The sequence below is a fragment of the Helicobacter pylori genome (assembly GCF_015904775.1).
In the GTDB taxonomy this organism is placed as follows: domain Bacteria; phylum Campylobacterota; class Campylobacteria; order Campylobacterales; family Helicobacteraceae; genus Helicobacter; species Helicobacter pylori_DM.
This window is the reverse complement of sequence record NZ_JADZNC010000041.1, coordinates 1-411: the sequence shown is the minus strand read 5'-3', so window position 1 is coordinate 411 and position 411 is coordinate 1. Positions and strand designations below refer to the sequence as shown.

The window sequence follows — 411 nt, the reverse complement described above, 5'->3', positions numbered from 1 at the left end:
GAGCATCAACTAGAAAAAACAAGTAGCTATAACAAAGCTCAAGTTCAAAAAATCATAGAGCTTTTAGAGCAAATCAATCGCGCTCTTAACCAAAGAAAAATCAGAAAAACCATAGGAATTATCACACCTTATAATGCCCAAAAAAGACGCTTGCGATCAGAAGTGGAAAAATGCGGCTTCAAGAATTTTGATGAGATCAAAATAGACACTGTGGATGCCTTTCAAGGCGAGGAGGCAGATATTATCATTTATTCCACCGTGAAAACTTGTGGTAATCTTTCTTTCTTGCTAGATTCTAAACGCTTGAATGTAGCTATTTCTAGGGCAAAAGAAAATCTCATTTTTGTGGGTAAAAAGTCTTTCTTTGAGAATTTGCGAAGCGATGAGAAGAATATCTTTAGCGCTATTTTG

1 protein-coding gene is annotated in these 411 nt (G+C 35.8%); it reads left to right on the top strand.

Annotation, left to right across the window (positions count from 1 at the left end):
* Positions 1–51: 51 nt before the first annotated feature.
* Positions 52–411, top strand: a 360-nt coding sequence (locus tag I6852_RS07905; RefSeq protein ID WP_331458769.1) for a C-terminal helicase domain-containing protein, incomplete at its 3' end; no start/stop codon positions are given.